We start from the raw sequence: 14,147 nt of genomic DNA on the forward strand, positions 1-14,147 counted from the left end.
TTAGGTAACTTATTACTCATATTATAGCAACAAGTTACCTATTTGTCAAATTCATTTTTATCAATCCATAGGCGGAAACATCTTTTTTTTAAATTGTTTAGTATTAACATATCTAATTAGTCGAAATAATTAGTATTTTTAGCCATTCTATCACTATTGACAAACAACCTTTATATGGTATTATTATATTAGAAAACGTTTACAAAAAATAGTTTAAAATGACTTCTAAAATTGTCATCATTCTTCATAATACTTTTAGTAATCATTATTTATAAAATAAAGCTTAAATTCAAAGCTATGCATTCAATTACAATTAAATTTATAACTCTCATTACTTCATTTTTGCTTAATTTATTAAGCAAACTGGAATAATTTAATATATATTTTCAATCATTCACTAGCTTCTTCATTAAAGACACAAATTCTCATCTTACGACTAATCAATTAAAGACTTACTCGATGAGCATAAAGTTCATTAAGTCTATAAATAGAGGCTCTATGATAAAACAAAAAGGAGGGTTTTTATTATGAAGAAGCTAAAAAAGACAACTATTTTTGTACTAATTCCTTGTTTTATGGCATTGTTAAGTGGATGTCAGAATGCCAAAACAGAGGAAACACAATCCCCTGTTACATTCCTTGAACTAAACGGTGGAATTGATGGACATGGAGCAATCGTTCTTGAATGGGGTGAAGCTATTCCAGATACCGAAATGTATCATACTTTCAGAAGTGATGTAAAAAAAGAAGATTGCAAGATTAACTACACCTATGATGAAAATAACGTTGGAAGAATTATTGATTTAAATGTTTCTGTTGAGTATAAAAATAAAAAGTATGAACACAATTATACGCTATTGATCGATGATACAAAAGCTCCTATTATCAATTATAAAGGTGAAGATAAAATCAAAGTGGAAGCTGGTAAGACTTATGATATCACAAAAGATCTTGATATTTATGATATGAAAAGTAAAGAAAAAATTCCACTTGTTCAAAATAAAGAGTTCAATCGTTTTTATCCTGGATATATTGTGACCTTCTCAAATACTGATTTAGAACGTGATTACAAAAAGGCATATGAAAGAACTGATAATCAAGAAATTAACACAAAGAATCTTGGTAATCATAAAATCATCATTAAAGCCAGTGATGGCCATGGAAATGTAACATACAAAGAAATTGATATGGAAGTTGTAAAAGGACCTATTCTAAACGATTAATTATTGATAAACATAATGAATTCAAAGAATACAACAAAAATTACTACCCCACGGGTTTGCCATGGGGTAGTTTATTTTCTTACATCACTTGCGAGTATCGCATACATACATGCATCCACGATACCTTGATTGCTGATATCCGCTTGACGATGGATTCCTTCTTTTTTCATTCCACAATGTGCCATGACTCGACCAGAATTCGGGTTATTTGGATCATGTTGTGATTCAATACGATTGACTTGCACATCCTCAAAAAAGAATGTAATCAACCGTTCTAACGCTTCACTTGTATACCCCTGATGCCACCATGTTCTGCCAATACAATAGCCAATATGTACCATACCAACTTCTTCATTTTTACTTACAACACTTATGCTTCCAATGATTTGATGACTTTCTCTTAATTCAATTGCCCATTGATAATAATCAGGTTCATGATAATGAGAAGTCCATTGTGATAATACCTTTTGAGATATTGTTACATCTTGATGTGCAGGCCAGCGAAGATATTTTACAACTTCCTCATCACTTGCCCAATTTTCATACATTGCATATGCATCTTCCATTCGGAAAGGGCGCAACAACAATCGTTTTGTTAATAGTTCCACACTGCCTTTATGATTCATAACATTACAACTCCTTTATCATTTTTAAAAGTTCATCCATTTCCACAACTTTCGCAAAGCAATCCTTCCAGATATCATTTCTCATAAAATGCTGTAATCTGGCAGCTGTTAAATCTTTCTGATCAAAAGTGGATGTGCAATCTTTTCCAACTTACCTTTCTATAGAACCAGATGTTCTACTGGATAATAAACCTTTTTTTCTTCTTTTAAATCAGCATTCGTCAATGCTTTAACAATATCACTGGCCTTTGATAATTCCACAACAGAACCATCTTTTTCTAATACCCAGATGTTATGTCCATTTTCATTTCTGGCATATGGTGAGTAAGGTGTTTGTGATACTGCATCATGAAATACATAATATTCAGGATCATATCCCAGTTTTTCTACTTCAGAAATAATATCCTTATCATCTTCTGAGTTTCTTATCGTTTTGTATTCAAACAGTTTTCGATTTAAAATACGATATGATAAATCTTTAGCAATATCATCTTTCCATTTGATCAAGCAGGATAAGCCATACAAAGCAGCTGCTTCATCCAGTTCATATAACGCTTCAATACTGGCAGCTTCTCCTGATAAAAACGGCGCAAACATAGGGACTGCTTCACAAATAGATGTATCTATTCGATACAAATCCTTTAAACGTTTAAACAATACCGTTAATAATGCCTCATAGCTTCTTGCGACAGGATGTAGATACACCTGCCAGTACATATGATAACGAGCCATGATATAATCTTCCACACTATGAATACCACTTTCTTTTACAACGATTCTTCCATCTACCATACGAATGGTACGAAGAATTCTCTCTAGATCAAAATTTCCATAACTGGTACCTGTAAAATAAGCATCACGCAACAGATAATCCATACGATCGGCATCCAACTGTCCACTCACTAACTGATTCATGCATTCTTTAGGGTGCTGATAGGTAATGATACTGGCAACATCCTTCGGTAAATTAGGATCAACTGCTTCAAGTATATGATGAATTTCACTATTTTCCAAAATGATTTTAACTGTATATTCTTCATGTTTCAGTGCAGAGATACCTTCAAAAGCATGAGAGAAAGGCCCATGTCCTATATCATGTAGCAAGCCCGCCAGCATTGCGGTTACTTTTTCATATTCATTCAGACTTTCCTTTAAATGTGGAATTTCACCAACCATTCGTCTAACGATTTCATACACCCCAAGTGAGTGAGAAAACCGGGTATGCTCTGCGGTATGATATACCTGAAAATCTCCGCCTAATTGATGAATTCTTCGTAATCTTTGAAACTCTTTCGCATTGATACAATCCCAGATCACCTGTTCATCTACATGAATATATCCATGAATGGGATCACGCATAACCTTTACTTCATCTGTTTTCTGCATATGCTTCACCTGCCTTATTTATTACTGAATGATTCACTTACATAGCCCGTTTTTTCTACTAATTCTTGTCCCTGATCCGAAACGATCCATTCTAATATTTGTTTTACTTTTTCATTTGTATTGCTTTTTAATGTTATCGCATAAAAACTACTGGATGGATAAGTGCCATTTTGGATATTCTCCTTTGTTGGTGCGACTCCATCAATTTCTAATAACCTTATTTTATCATTTGAAGCCATCTCACTGGCATAAAAACGGAAAGAATATCCTATTGCATTTTCACGGTTTTGATAATCTGCGGTTTGTGATATGATACCACCCATTCCTTCTGGCACATCTTCTGTAATAGGTTCTTTTAATGGCGTATTTCCCATAAAGCGAAGCATGGCACTTTGTGAGCCACTGCCTTCAGGGCGCTGAAATGCCCGTATTTCAGAATCCTTTCCACCAACTTCTTTCCAATTCGTGATTTTTCCACTATAGATATCTTTTATCTGCTGGGATGTTAATGAAGTTACAGGATTATCCTTATTCACAAAGAATACAAAGCCTTCTTTTCCAATTGGTGTATAAACCAATTCTTCCCCCGCATCAGAAAACATCTTTTTCTGTTTCTCACTAGGACCACCAACAAAAATGATATCAGAAGTTTTATTCAATAGATTTTCATAAGCATAAGGGGTAGTTGCACAAATGACTTTTGAATCATATGGTGAATAAGTATCTTGCGGATATATCGCCTGAGCAAAAGCTGAATAAATCGGATATAAAGCAGTTGCGCCATCTAATACAGGAAGCGGTGCTTTGATCTGTAAAGATGAAGTTTCATCTAGTTTTGCGATTCGATCAGATGCAAATGGTTTATATTCTTCTAAATCTACTTCTGTGGATATTGTTTCAAAGCGATGTTCCCATGCATGATATAACTGAAAAGATACCACAGTCCCACCACATAGTAGAATACATACCATATAGATCAGCTGCTTTTTCCATACAAGCAGCTTTTGAAAATGAATAAAATGTATGATATTACGCCATATCCAGATATAACAGATCATGATAGTAGCAAACAACACCCAAGATAGCCATTGTTGTGTAGTAGACCATGTAAACATCAAAAGCTTTATGAACATATATGGGATTGAGATTAATGTTAATACGACCCCGATGATAAAGATAAGAATTGCTTTTTTATTTTTCATGTGATTTCCCTTTTTACGCATTGTAGAATTGCTTCATCTGCGGCCTCAAATGTGTAAGAATCTAACTCATTAGCACTGACCCAGGCCATTTCATGATGTACATGCAAAACAGGCGTTCCTTTCCTTATATTACATAAATATGCACTGACATGAATACAGATATCTTCTCGTTTATCCAATACATCCACAAGAAATCTTTCTACCTCCACATCAATATCCAGTTCTTCCTTTAATTCTCTGATGATTGCCTCTTCTTTTGTTTCTTCAGGCTCTACCTTGCCACCTGGAAACTCCCACATGTTTTCATGTACACCACTGCCTCTTTTGGCAATGAAAACTTGATGATCTTTTTTCATTACCCCACAAACAACTTCCATTATTTTCATATGCGTAACCTCTCTTACCTACATTATACAAAACAAGTGAAGAAACACAATCAAAATTTACCATAAGCAGGAAAATATTAAGATATGTTAGAAAAAGTTAAGAATCAAACAATCGTGAAATGTTTCTCGAAAATCCTTTTTGAGGGAGGATTTCTATGATATATTAAAGGAAAGAAACCTGAAAGAAGGAGGATCATCAAATGAAAGTTGGAACAATTGGTACTGGATTTATTGTGGATTGGTTTTTAAATGCAGTAAAACAAAATGAAGGAGTAGAAGCAGTTGGCATGTATTCCAGAAAAGAAGAGAGTGCACGCCCATTAAGTGAGAAATACGGTATAAAAAATATTTATACAGATTATAAGGAAATGCTTGCGAATAACGATATTGATACAGTGTATATCGCATCCCCTAACAGTTTGCATTATAGCTATGCGAAAGAAGCTTTATTGGCAGGAAAACATGTCATCTGTGAAAAGCCGTTTACATCTACAGTAAAAGAATTTATGGAATTAAAACAGCTGGCTAAGGAAAAACAGTTATTTCTGTTTGAAGCGATCGTAACAATTCATATGCCAAATTATCTGGCAGTGAAAGAAAATTTATCACGCCTTGGGAAAATCCGCATGGTACAGTGCAACTTCTCCCAATACTCTTCCCGTTATGATAAATTCTTAGCTGGAGAAACGCCAAATGTATTTAATCCAGCATTTAGTGGAGGTGCGTTATCCGATATCAATATTTATAATCTGCACTTTGTGATGGGATTATTTGGCAGACCTGCACAGATTCATTATTATCCTAATTTACATGAAAATGGTATTGATACCAGTGGTGTTGCGATTTTAGAATATGATGGCTTTAAAGCTGTGTGTGTTGGCTGTAAAGATACAAAGAGTCATTGTATTGCGCAAATTCAAGGTGAAAAAGGATATATCACGGTTGATTCAGAAACAAGCCGCTGTGCAAATGCAATGTTGAATGTAGGAAATGAAAATCAATCTCTTGCGATTAGTCAGAATGAAGATGCGTTATATTATGAATTGAAAGATTTTGTGAAAATCGTTCATGAAAAAGACTATGATACATGTTGGAAATTGTTAGATTATTCTCAAATGGTCATGGAAGTTTATGAAACAGCAAGAAAAGATGGCGGTATTGTATTTGACGCAGACCGTAACTAGGCAGTAACGTAGATGTTACTGCTTTTTTATATATTCTTGTCATAATGTAAGAATTTTTCATTTTGACAGGAAAAGAATATGATGTGAATCACATAAATATATCACGATTGAAAAACAAATGATTTTGATTGTTGAACAAATTTAGCACTTTTATTATTAGAAAATACATTTTGTTATATTTATGTTAAAATGTAACACATTTCATAAAATTATCACAAATTATTTACATTTTGTCTGTAAAATTGTGAAAAAAGTATTGCAAATTTGTGAAAAGCACTTATAATGATAAATATGAAAATGTTCAATGGAGAACAGCTAACAATTATATACTGTAGACCCTTGAACATTTTTATTATCAATCAAAAAGAGGAGGAATTGGTATGAAAAAATTAGTGTCAGTCTTAGCATGTGCGCTAATGGTTTTCTCACTTGCAGGTTGTGGTTCATCAAAAGATTCAACCTCAGGTAAAACCGTAACGATTGCAAAAGAGAATGACCTTATTTCAATGGATTCTACTTATGCTACAGATGGTATGTCCCTTGAAATGATCGCAGCAACCGTTGAAGGTCTTGAAACAGTAGACAAAGATGGAAATGTCATTCCCGCACTAGCAGAATCTTATGAAATGAGTAAAGATGGTTTAACTTATACTTTCAAATTAAGAGATGCAAAATGGGATAACGATAAGCCAGTCACAGCTGCAGATTTCGTTTATGCGTGGAAACGTGCAGTTAGTAGTTCAGATGCAGAATATGCATATTTATTTACAGAGGATGGAGCTTGTATCAAAGGGGCAGCTGATATCGTAGCAGCTGGAACTGATGAAGAAAAAGCAAAATTAAAAGATCAATTAGGCGTTAAAGCTGTTGATGATAAAACATTAGAAGTAACACTTTCAAAGAAATGTGAATATTTCTTAAGCTTGATGGCATTCCCTGTATTCTTCCCAGTAAATGAAGAATTCGCAGAAGCTCAAGGTGATCAATATGCAATTACACCTGATAACATGCTTGCAAATGGTCCATTCAAAATGACAAAGCATGATTTAAAGAGTAAAGTTGAATTTAAGAAAAATGAAAAATATTGGGATGCTGCAAATGTTAAAGTAGATAACTTTGTTGTTAACATCGTACCACAGGTTTCTACAAGTGCTGCAGACTTCGAAAGTGGCAACTGTGATTATACAAAATTGAATTCAGCTTTAGTTGACAAATATAAAAATGATAAAGACAAATATAAGAACATTCTGGAAGGCTACTTATGGTACTTACAGTATAACATTGGTGATGGAGTAGATACTGGAAATAAATATCTTGCAAACAAAAACATCCGTTTAGCTCTGTCTTATGCATTTGACCGTCAGGAATTAGCAAATACTGTATTAAAAGATGGCTCTATCGCAGCTGAAGGTTTCATTCCAAAAGAATTGTCTACAGGTCCTGATGGAAAAGATTATCGTGAAACAGCACCTGCTTATTACACAGAAAACGCTGCTGATTCAGTAAAGAAAGCTCAAGAATATTGGGAAAAAGGTCTTCAGGAATTAGGTGTTAAAGAAATCACTTTAAAATTATTATTTGAACCAAGTGATCCAGCTAAACCAGCTGCTGAATACTTACAATCTCAGTTACAGAAAAATCTTCCTGGTTTAACAATTGAAATGGTTCAACAGGAAAAGAACAATCGTATTGAAATGCAGAAAAAACGTGAAACAGATATTACATTAACACGTTGGGGACCTGACTATGCAGATCCAACTACTTACTTGAACTTAATGTTAAAAGGCAACTCTTATAACTATGGTGACTATGTAAGTGAAGCTTATAACGCTAAAATGCAGGATGCTGCTAATGCAGCTGATGCAAAAGCTCGTTGGACAGCATTACAGGAAGCAGAAAAAATCCTTCTGGACGATGCAGCAGTATCACCTGTATTCCAGACAGGTGGCGCATCATTGATCAATCCAAAAGTAACTGGTATTGAAAATCACACAGTTGGTGTACCATTTATCTATAAAAACTTAGATAAAGCAGAATAGGTTAAGAATATACATGAGGGGCTGTACTAGAATGACTAACCTTAGACATTCTCTATAACAGCCTCTTTCATTTTCATAAGGAGGAAAAATATGGATAAGTCAACATTGAAGTATATCGGCAAGCGACTACTGATTTCAATCGTGACCTTATTCATCATCGTATTGGTACTGTTTTTAATGATTCGTTTCATGCCTGGTACTCCATTCAATGATGAAAAGCTAACAGAAACGCAAAAAGCCATGATTTATCATAAGTACGGGTTTGATAAGCCGATGTGGCAACAATTCTTTATATATTTACAAAACATGGTAAAAGGTGACTTCGGAGTTTCCTTTGGTATCGCAAGAAACATGAACGTTGTAGACCTTGTAAAACCTGCAATTCCAATTTCCTTTGGGCTAGGTATTGGCGCCGTAATCATTGGTGCTGTAGTTGGTATTGCTTTAGGTATATTGGCAGCTCTAAAGAGAAACACTTTCTGGGACAGTTTTGCGACAGTGCTCTCTGTTATAGGTGTCAGTATTCCATCATTCGTTTTCTTATTTTTCTTATTAATTATATTCGGTGTGGAAATTCCTATTTTCCCTATCGTCTTTAATTCCAGTGATCCTATCAAAACCGGATTCTTGCCGATGGTTGCCCTATCTATGGGCGTTATCGCAAACGTGGCACGTTTTACACGTACGGAAATGATTGAAGTACTGGGTAGTGATTATATGTTGCTTGCACAAGCAAAAGGCTTGGATAAAAGAACGCTTATTTTCAGACATGCACTACGTAACTCATTGATACCTGTGATTACAGTTCTTGGACCATTAATTGTCGGTTTAATGACTGGTAGTATGGTTGTAGAAAGTGTTTGTGCTGTGCCTGGTCTTGGTTCTTTACTTGTTAAAGCAATAGAAGTACGTGATTATAATGTTATCATGGCAGTATCTTTCTTATATAGTGTTATGTATATCGTAATCATGCTTGTGATTGATGTTCTATATGGTATTATCGATCCTCGTATTCGTTTAGGAAAGGGGGATAATTAATCATGGCAATCATGGAAAATAAAGAATTAGAAAATATCGTTTTTGAGCCAAATGATTTTGAATTTATTGGTGATATTGAAAAAATCAGTAGTGAAGCCGTAACACCCGCAACATCTTTTCTAAGAGATGTATGGACACGCTTTAAAGCGAATAAAGGCTCCATTATTGGTGGTATTATCGTTTTGATTATCATTATCTGTGCAATTATTTTCCCAATGTTATCCCAATATACGTATGATGGTGTAGATGCCCCACGTCAGTTCTTAGGGCCTCGTATCCCATTTATCGAAAATATTGGTATCTTCAATGGAAAATCTGGTGTTAACACCTATGAAGGTATTTATGCCAATGCCTACCACTTTTTCGGTACTGATCACTTAGGACGTGACTTATGGGTACGTGTATGGAGTGGCTGCCGTATTTCATTGTTCGTTGCTGCTGCCGCAGTATTAATCAATGTATTCATTGGTATGATTTATGGTATGGTATCCGGCTATTTTGGTGGAAAAGTTGATAATCTGATGCAGCGTTTCCAAGAAATCGTAAACTCTATTCCTACACTTGTTATTTTGACATTATTATTGTTATTGATGAAGCCCAGCCTTTATACAATTATTATCGCCCTTGCATTAACTGAATGGGTTGGTATGGCACGTATTACACGTGCACAGGTTCTGAAAATAAAGGAACAAGAATTTATTCTTGCTTCAAAAACACTGGGTGCCAGCAGCTTTTTCATTATATTCAAAGAAGTACTGCCAAATATCTTCGGACAGATTATTATTATGGCAATGATGTCTATTCCAAATGCTATCTTCTATGAAGCAACACTGGCAATGATTGGTTTAGGTATTCCAGGCCCTCAGGCTTCTTTGGGTACATTAATTAATGATGGATTCAAATCATTCCTTGTTACACCATTCCTATTGGTTATTCCTGTTGTCGTACTGGCAATCTTAATGCTGTCTTTCAACCTGATGGCCGATGGACTTCGTGATGCATTTGATCCAAAGATGAAAGAAATGTAGGTGAATCATATGAATGAAAAAAGAGAAAGAATATTAAGAATCCGTGATTTATCTATATCATTTAAAACCGAAAGTGGCCATGTAAATGCAATTCGTGGTGTAAACATGGACTTATATAAAGGTGAAACACTTGCTATTGTTGGTGAAAGTGGTTCAGGTAAATCTGTCACAACAAAAGCGATTATGGGTATCCTTGCGAATAATGGTACCATCGAAAGTGGTTCTATTGAATATACATGGTATGATGAATTCACAGGTGAAAAACATACAGAGGATATTGTAAAAATGTCCGAAAAAATGAAACAAAAAGAGATTCGTGGACGTAAAATCGCAATGGTATTCCAGGATCCAATGACTTCTTTAAACCCAACCATGACCATTGGTAAACAAATTATGGAGCCAATGATTTATCATTATCACAAATCTAAAGAAGAAGCTTATAAAGAAGCTGTTGAATTATTGAATCTGGTAGGAATTACCGATGCAGAAAAACGTATGAAAAACTATCCACACCAATTATCTGGTGGTATGCGTCAACGTGTTGTTATCGCAATTGCACTATCTTGTGATCCTTATATTTTAATTTGTGATGAACCAACAACGGCATTGGATGTTACCATTCAGGCAAAGATTCTAGAGCTTATACAGGATATTCAGAAAAAGAAAAACCTGTCTGTAATCTATATTACACATGATTTAGGGGTTGTAGCGAAAGTTGCGGACTTTGTGAATGTCATGTATGCTGGAAAAATTGTAGAAGTCGGCAGTGTGAATGAAATATTCTATGATCCTCGTCATCCTTATACATGGGGATTATTAAGCGCTATGCCTGATTTGGATACTGATGATACTGAATTGTATACTATCCCTGGTACGCCGCCTAACCTGACAGTGGAGGTCAAAGGAGATGCCTTTGCGCCACGTAATCAATATGCATTGAATATTGATTTACGCTTAGATCCGCCAATGTTTTATTTAGGAGGTACACATCGATGTGCCAGCTGGCTGTGTCATGAAAAAGCACCAAAAGTGGAAATGCCAGAACAATTGAAAAAACGTATTTTGAAAATGAAAAAGGAGGCTGAAGAAAGTGGAAACTAATGCAGAACCAATCCTGGTTGTTGATAATCTGAAACAACACTTTAAAGTCAGCCGTAAATATACTGTTAAAGCAGTAGATGGCATTTCTTTTAAAATTTATCCTGGGGAAACATATGGTCTTGTAGGTGAATCTGGTAGTGGTAAATCCACCACGGGTAGAAGTATTATACGATTATATACACCTACAGATGGAAAAGTAATTTTTCAGGGAAAAGATATTTCTGGGAAAATGAGCAATGCTGATTTAAAATTACTACGTACAAAAATGCAGATGATTTTCCAGGATCCTATGGCTTGTTTAAATCCTAGAGAAAAAGTTTTAGATATCATTGCACAAGGGCTTGATATTCATCATGAATATAAGACTAAAGAAGAACGTAACCAGAAAGTTTATGATATGTTAGAGCTTGTAGGCCTTTCTAAGGAGCATGCCAACCGTTATCCACATCAATTCTCTGGTGGACAGCGTCAACGTATCGGCATTGCCCGTGCATTGATTATGAATCCTGATTTAATCATCGCAGATGAAGCAATCTCTGCTTTGGATGTTTCTATTCAGGCACAGGTTGTCAATTTAATGAAAAAAATCCAGCAAAAAACTGGTACAAGTATCTTATTTATAGCCCATGACTTAAGTATGGTCAAATATATTTCTGATCGTATCGGTGTTTTACATCTAGGTCATCTTGTGGAAACAGGTACTACAGAAGAAATCTTTACAAATCCTATTCATCCGTATACAAAAAGCTTATTAAGTGCTATTCCATCCCCAAATCCAGTTTTGGAAAAGAAACGTAAATCCTTTACTTACGATTATAAAGAAGCAGGCGTGGATTACCATGCCGGCAGTGAACATCTGGTGGATGGTACACACTATGTTCTAGCAACAGATAAAGAATTTGATGAATGGATGAAATCTACTAAAAATTAATGAATTGCCAGGGCTGACAATGCCCTGGTTTTCTCATTGAAAGGAGCGTGCATTATGACAGAAATCCAATTAGCATATCAGGATGATGGTATCTTAGAACTATTAGAAGATTATACCAATATGCTGATTCAGCAAGACGAAACAGCAGCACAATACCTGCTTCAACAAAATTATGATTATGAACGTGAGCATTTAGAAGAAATATATGGCTTGCCACTTGGTCGCTTCCTTGTGGTCAAAGTGGATAATGAAATCGTTGGCTGTGTTGGCTTAAAACATATGGAAGGTGGCCACTGTGAATTAAAACGTTTATATGTAAAAGAAGCTTATCGTGGACAGCATCTCTCTGATCGCTTAATGGAAGCCATTCTGAAGGAAGCAAAGTCCATCGGCTATCATACAATGTATTTGGATACACTTCCTTACCTGAAAGAAGCAATTCATTTATATCGTAAATATGGTTTCTTTGAATGTGAACCTTATAATGACAGCCCAATGGCCTCTTCGATCTATATGCGCTTAGATTTAATAGATTAACAACAAGAGATTTCAAAATGATGAATACACCGTCATTTATGAAATCTCTTATTTTTCGTTATGCATTGCCTTCATATTTCCATAGTTACCAAAAGGTGCCTTATACTCTTTTTACCATATTCGTATTATAATAGATAAGAAAGAAGGTCGAATATATGTTAAAAAATGATGGAGAAAAACAACTTAAACAATTTCATGATGAAATGTTTCAGAAAGAAACTTATAAAATCAATGATCGTATCACTTATTATTGTGGCTATGGACACAGTAACTGCGTTGTCATCGAAGGGGATAAGTCTACGGTACTGATTGATGCATTAGATAGTAATGCCCGTGGAGAACGCTTAAAAAGCGTTTTATCAGAAAACACAGATAAACCGATAAAAACAATCATATTCACACACAGTCATCCAGATCATCGTGGAGGAAGTGGTGCATTTAAAGACAGTGTAGAAGAAACAATCATGTTTGCTTCCGCAACGCCTGCTTTACAGGGATATAATGAAATAAACGATGTTTTAATGAAACGTACTGCCAGACAATTCGGGCGTGGATTAACCAATGATGAGTGTATCTGTCAGGGTCTTGGTATGCGCGAAGGTGTATATGTAAATGATGGCAGCTATGATTTTATGCCAATCACTACCTTATATACAGAAGATACCACACGCACAATCGATGGTATAAAAATGGAGCTTGTCCGTGTACCTGGTGAAACCGATGATCAAATGCTCATCTGGCTGCCAGATGATGGTGTATTATGTTGTGGAGATAACTTTTATGCCTGCTTCCCTAATCTTTATGCATTAAGAGGAAGCCAGTATCGTGATATTGCGCAATGGATACATTCTTTAGAAGTTCTGATGTCTTATCCTGCAGAAGTCCTGTTGCCTGGACATATGAAACCAATCTTTACACATAAAAACATACAGGAAACACTTTCCCAATATAAAGAAGCACTCTCTTATATCCTGCATGAAACCCTGCATTGTATGAATTTGGGTATGTCTGTTTCTGAAACAGTATCACATGTTACATTACCTGAACATTTATCTTCACTGCCTTATCTTCAAGAATTTTATGGCAGTCTGGAATGGGCTGTAAAAGGTATTTATAGTGGATACGTTGGATGGTTTGATGGAAATCCTGTCAACCTGCACCCATTAAGTGATCAAGAATGGGCTTCTAAATTAATGAATCTGATATCTGAGGATACATTAAGAAATGAAATACCACGTGCTATTTCCCAACAAGAATACCAATATGCGCTACAGTTATGTGCATTATTTGATAATACCAAGACAATAGATGATACCATCATTTCCTGGGAAATCGACTGTCTGTTGGCCTTATCTAAACAAGAAACCAGTGCTTGTGGCAGAAATTATTATATCGCCTGCGCAAATGATTTAAAGAATCAGTCAAAATAATTGCAATTTAACACAAAAAACCATATCATGATACAC

13 protein-coding genes are annotated in these 14,147 nt (G+C 35.2%); 9 read left to right on the top strand and 4 right to left on the bottom strand.

Going from position 1 to position 14,147, the window contains the following annotated elements:
• The first annotated feature begins 527 nt into the window (after positions 1-527).
• Positions 528-1,223 (top strand): hypothetical protein, encoded by a 696-nt coding sequence (locus DW761_RS00945; RefSeq protein ID WP_117516163.1) that lies wholly within the window; start codon positions 528-530, stop codon positions 1,221-1,223.
• 71 nt (positions 1,224-1,294) lie between these two features.
• Here DW761_RS00945 and DW761_RS00950 read toward each other — a convergent pair whose 3' ends face one another.
• The 4 genes from DW761_RS00950 to DW761_RS00965 form a co-directional block, all read right to left on the bottom strand.
• Positions 1,295-1,849, bottom strand: a complete 555-nt coding sequence (locus tag DW761_RS00950; protein WP_117451209.1) for a GNAT family N-acetyltransferase — start codon at positions 1,847-1,849, stop codon at positions 1,295-1,297.
• A 159-nt stretch (positions 1,850-2,008) separates the two neighbouring features.
• Positions 2,009-3,235 (bottom strand): HD domain-containing protein, encoded by a 1,227-nt coding sequence (locus DW761_RS00955; protein ID WP_117516164.1) that lies wholly within the window; start codon positions 3,233-3,235, stop codon positions 2,009-2,011.
• A 14-nt stretch (positions 3,236-3,249) separates the two neighbouring features.
• Positions 3,250-4,437, bottom strand: coding sequence for a PstS family phosphate ABC transporter substrate-binding protein (locus tag DW761_RS00960; RefSeq protein ID WP_199485568.1), 1,188 nt, complete (start codon positions 4,435-4,437; stop codon positions 3,250-3,252).
• Positions 4,434-4,823, bottom strand: coding sequence for a (deoxy)nucleoside triphosphate pyrophosphohydrolase (locus DW761_RS00965; RefSeq protein ID WP_117451205.1), 390 nt, complete (start codon positions 4,821-4,823; stop codon positions 4,434-4,436). Before DW761_RS00965 ends, DW761_RS00960 begins: the two co-directional genes overlap by 4 nt.
• Positions 4,824-5,023: 200 nt before the next feature.
• Between DW761_RS00965 and DW761_RS00970 the strand changes: the two genes are divergently transcribed.
• The 8 genes from DW761_RS00970 to DW761_RS01005 all read left to right on the top strand — a co-directional run bounded on the left by DW761_RS00970 (position 5,024) and on the right by DW761_RS01005 (position 14,111).
• The gene (locus DW761_RS00970; RefSeq protein ID WP_117451203.1) at positions 5,024-6,007 is read left to right on the top strand and encodes a Gfo/Idh/MocA family protein; all 984 of its coding nucleotides are present in this window, start codon (positions 5,024-5,026) and stop codon (positions 6,005-6,007) included.
• 380 nt (positions 6,008-6,387) lie between these two features.
• Positions 6,388-8,046, top strand: coding sequence for a peptide ABC transporter substrate-binding protein (locus DW761_RS00975; RefSeq protein WP_117451201.1), 1,659 nt, complete (start codon positions 6,388-6,390; stop codon positions 8,044-8,046).
• 90 nt (positions 8,047-8,136) lie between these two features.
• Positions 8,137-9,084 (top strand): ABC transporter permease, encoded by a 948-nt coding sequence (locus DW761_RS00980; protein ID WP_117451199.1) that lies wholly within the window; start codon positions 8,137-8,139, stop codon positions 9,082-9,084.
• Between the two features lie 2 nt (positions 9,085-9,086).
• Positions 9,087-10,112 carry an ABC transporter permease gene (locus DW761_RS00985; RefSeq protein WP_233509510.1) on the top strand — a complete coding sequence of 342 codons (1,026 nt, stop codon included), beginning with the start codon at positions 9,087-9,089 and terminating at the stop codon, positions 10,110-10,112.
• Between the two features lie 9 nt (positions 10,113-10,121).
• Positions 10,122-11,213: an ABC transporter ATP-binding protein gene (locus DW761_RS00990; protein WP_117451197.1), complete on the top strand. Its 1,092-nt coding sequence runs from the start codon at positions 10,122-10,124 to the stop codon at positions 11,211-11,213.
• Positions 11,203-12,144, top strand: a complete 942-nt coding sequence (locus tag DW761_RS00995) for an ABC transporter ATP-binding protein (RefSeq protein ID WP_117451195.1) — start codon at positions 11,203-11,205, stop codon at positions 12,142-12,144. Before DW761_RS00990 ends, DW761_RS00995 begins: the two co-directional genes overlap by 11 nt.
• 54 nt (positions 12,145-12,198) lie before the next feature.
• Positions 12,199-12,681, top strand: a complete 483-nt coding sequence (locus DW761_RS01000; RefSeq protein ID WP_117451193.1) for a GNAT family N-acetyltransferase — start codon at positions 12,199-12,201, stop codon at positions 12,679-12,681.
• Positions 12,682-12,836: 155 nt separating this feature from the next.
• Positions 12,837-14,111 (top strand): alkyl/aryl-sulfatase, encoded by a 1,275-nt coding sequence (locus tag DW761_RS01005; protein WP_117451191.1) that lies wholly within the window; start codon positions 12,837-12,839, stop codon positions 14,109-14,111.
• The last annotated feature ends 36 nt before the right edge of the window (positions 14,112-14,147 follow it).

The organism is Absiella sp. AM29-15, from assembly GCF_003434225.1.
Lineage (GTDB): Bacteria > Bacillota_I > Bacilli_A > Erysipelotrichales > Erysipelotrichaceae > Hoskinsella > Hoskinsella hominis.

What these genes read in the sequence shown, in the direction of transcription:
- DW761_RS00945 (WP_117516163.1), top strand. Translation starts at nt 528, where the DNA reads ATGAAGAAGCTAAAAAAGACAACTATTTTTGTACTAATTCCTTGTTTT.
- DW761_RS00950 (WP_117451209.1), bottom strand. Translation starts at nt 1,849, where the DNA reads ATGAATCATAAAGGCAGTGTGGAACTATTAACAAAACGATTGTTGTTG.
- DW761_RS00955 (WP_117516164.1), bottom strand. Translation starts at nt 3,235, where the DNA reads ATGCAGAAAACAGATGAAGTAAAGGTTATGCGTGATCCCATTCATGGA.
- DW761_RS00960 (WP_199485568.1), bottom strand. Translation starts at nt 4,437, where the DNA reads ATGAAAAATAAAAAAGCAATTCTTATCTTTATCATCGGGGTCGTATTA.
- DW761_RS00965 (WP_117451205.1), bottom strand. Translation starts at nt 4,823, where the DNA reads ATGAAAATAATGGAAGTTGTTTGTGGGGTAATGAAAAAAGATCATCAA.
- DW761_RS00970 (WP_117451203.1), top strand. Translation starts at nt 5,024, where the DNA reads ATGAAAGTTGGAACAATTGGTACTGGATTTATTGTGGATTGGTTTTTA.
- DW761_RS00975 (WP_117451201.1), top strand. Translation starts at nt 6,388, where the DNA reads ATGAAAAAATTAGTGTCAGTCTTAGCATGTGCGCTAATGGTTTTCTCA.
- DW761_RS00980 (WP_117451199.1), top strand. Translation starts at nt 8,137, where the DNA reads ATGGATAAGTCAACATTGAAGTATATCGGCAAGCGACTACTGATTTCA.
- DW761_RS00985 (WP_233509510.1), top strand. Translation starts at nt 9,087, where the DNA reads ATGGCAATCATGGAAAATAAAGAATTAGAAAATATCGTTTTTGAGCCA.
- DW761_RS00990 (WP_117451197.1), top strand. Translation starts at nt 10,122, where the DNA reads ATGAATGAAAAAAGAGAAAGAATATTAAGAATCCGTGATTTATCTATA.
- DW761_RS01000 (WP_117451193.1), top strand. Translation starts at nt 12,199, where the DNA reads ATGACAGAAATCCAATTAGCATATCAGGATGATGGTATCTTAGAACTA.
- DW761_RS01005 (WP_117451191.1), top strand. Translation starts at nt 12,837, where the DNA reads ATGTTAAAAAATGATGGAGAAAAACAACTTAAACAATTTCATGATGAA.